Raw genomic sequence first — 1,886 nt, forward strand, 5'->3', positions numbered from 1 at the left:
GATAAGTATGCCCCACAACCTAATTCATTACCTATGTCGTTACATAATGTTCTGATATAAGTGCCTTTTGAACAGACAACTTCGAATTTAATAATTGGGTGGTTCCTGTTTTGATTAAAATTTAGTAAATTTAATTTATATATTTTAATTTTTTTAGGACTCCTTTTTACTTCTATACCTTGGCGAGCAAGACGATATAATCTTTCTCCTTTATAATGAGTTGCAGAAAACATTGGAGGTATCTGGCTATTTATATTTTTATATTTCAGGAATATTCTTTTAATCCTTTCTTCATCTATATCATTTTTGACTTTCTTTCTTTGAATAATATTCCCTTCCGAGTCTTGGGAATTAGTACTTATACCCAAGATCATTTCTCCTTGATAGTATTTTTTTAAATCTACTAAGAACTCAACAATTTTAGTAGCTTGGCCAATGCAAACCAACAAAATACCTGAAGCAGAAGGATCTAATGTTCCTGCATGTCCAGCTTTGGGAATGTTTAAGATATTCTTAACTTCTTTTACAGCTTGAAATGAACTAATTCCTTTAGGTTTAAAAATATTTAAAATGCCATTCATTGTTTTTTATTATACTTAGATATTTTAAATAATTCGGAAAGAATTTTTTCTTTAACCTCAGTTATTTTTCCTGAACATACACAACCGGACGAATTTGGATGGCCACCCCCATTAAATTTACCAGCAAATTCATTTACATTAAAATCTCCTTTAGAGCGAAAACTAACTTTTATTTTATTATCTTTAGTTTCTCTAAATAAGATTGAGACTTCAGTATTCTCTAAAGTTCTAGCTATATCAATTATCCCTTCTACTTCTTCATCATTTGCTTCAGTATTATTTAACATATCTCGGGTAATAGTTAACCATGAAACATAATTAGATTTATCCACCTCTAAAGTTAGAAGGGCTTTTCCTAATAATTTTAATCCAGAGTAGGTGTTTCTATTATAAATATTATCTGCAATTAAATTTGGTTTTATCCCTTGGGAAGCTAAATCAGAAACTACGCTGAATGTTTTTGAACTAACATTTGAATATCTAAATGATCCTGTATCAGTAATTATAGCTGTATATAAGCAGGTAGATATTTTTTCATCTAATAAATCTAAATTTATAAATTTAATCAAATCATAAATAATTTCTCCTACTGATGAAGCTCCCGAATCTATGTAATTTAAGTCTCCGTAATTTTCGTTACTATTATGATGATCAATGTTTATAATATTTTTTATATTCTTGAATATTTTGTAGGTTTCTTCAATTCTTTCAAAATTACTACAATCAACTATTATTCCAACATCTATGTTTTTTATATTAATATAATTATCTTCTAAGCAATGTACTTTATCGCTGTCGGGTAAAAAGTTATATATCCTTGGTAATCTGTCTTGATTTAATATAATAGGTTTTTTATTTAATTTTTTTAAAATAAAATACAGGGCAAGTTCAGAACCAATGGCATCACCATCTATATTTTTATGTGAAGTAATTAAAAAACTATTGTTTTTTTCTAATAATTTAGTAATTTCATTAAAATTATTCATTATTTTTATCTTTCTTTGTATCTGATTGTTTTTTATGTATTTCTGAAATAATTTTTTGTAATTTATATTGATATTCTATATCTTTGTCAATCTTAAATGTTATTTCCGGTATGAATCTTAATTTTAAATCTTTTCCTATTTCTCCTCTTATAAATTTTGTGGCATGTTCCAATCCTTCTAAAGCTAATTTTTGACGACCTTCGTCATTATCATTAAAAATGCTTACAAAAATTTTAGCGTACTTTAAATCAGAGGATACTTGTATTTTAGTTATAGTAACAAATTTTATCCTCGGATCATTTATTTCTCGATAAATTAC

The 1,886-nt window shown here is 26.7% G+C and carries 3 protein-coding genes; all 3 read right to left on the reverse strand.

The annotated features are described in order from the left end of the window. Positions 1-581: tRNA pseudouridine(55) synthase TruB (gene truB / locus COZ07_RS10840; protein ID WP_406608578.1), on the reverse strand; the 581-nt coding region annotated here is incomplete at its 3' end. Continuing rightward, positions 578-1,567 carry a bifunctional oligoribonuclease/PAP phosphatase NrnA gene (locus COZ07_RS10845; RefSeq protein ID WP_406608579.1) on the reverse strand — a complete coding sequence of 330 codons (990 nt, stop codon included), beginning with the start codon at positions 1,565-1,567 and terminating at the stop codon, positions 578-580. The genes truB and COZ07_RS10845, both read right to left, overlap by 4 nt. Next, positions 1,560-1,886: ribosome-binding factor A (gene rbfA / locus COZ07_RS10850; RefSeq protein WP_406608580.1), on the reverse strand; the 327-nt coding region annotated here is incomplete at its 5' end. The genes COZ07_RS10845 and rbfA, both read right to left, overlap by 8 nt.

This window comes from Candidatus Infernicultor aquiphilus, from assembly GCF_002784285.1.
GTDB lineage: Bacteria > Atribacterota > Phoenicimicrobiia > Phoenicimicrobiales > Phoenicimicrobiaceae > Infernicultor > Infernicultor aquiphilus.

Excerpts from the sequence above, each read along its gene's own strand:
- COZ07_RS10845 (WP_406608579.1), bottom strand. The coding sequence starts at position 1,567 with ATGAATAATTTTAATGAAATTACTAAATTATTAGAAAAAAACAATAGT.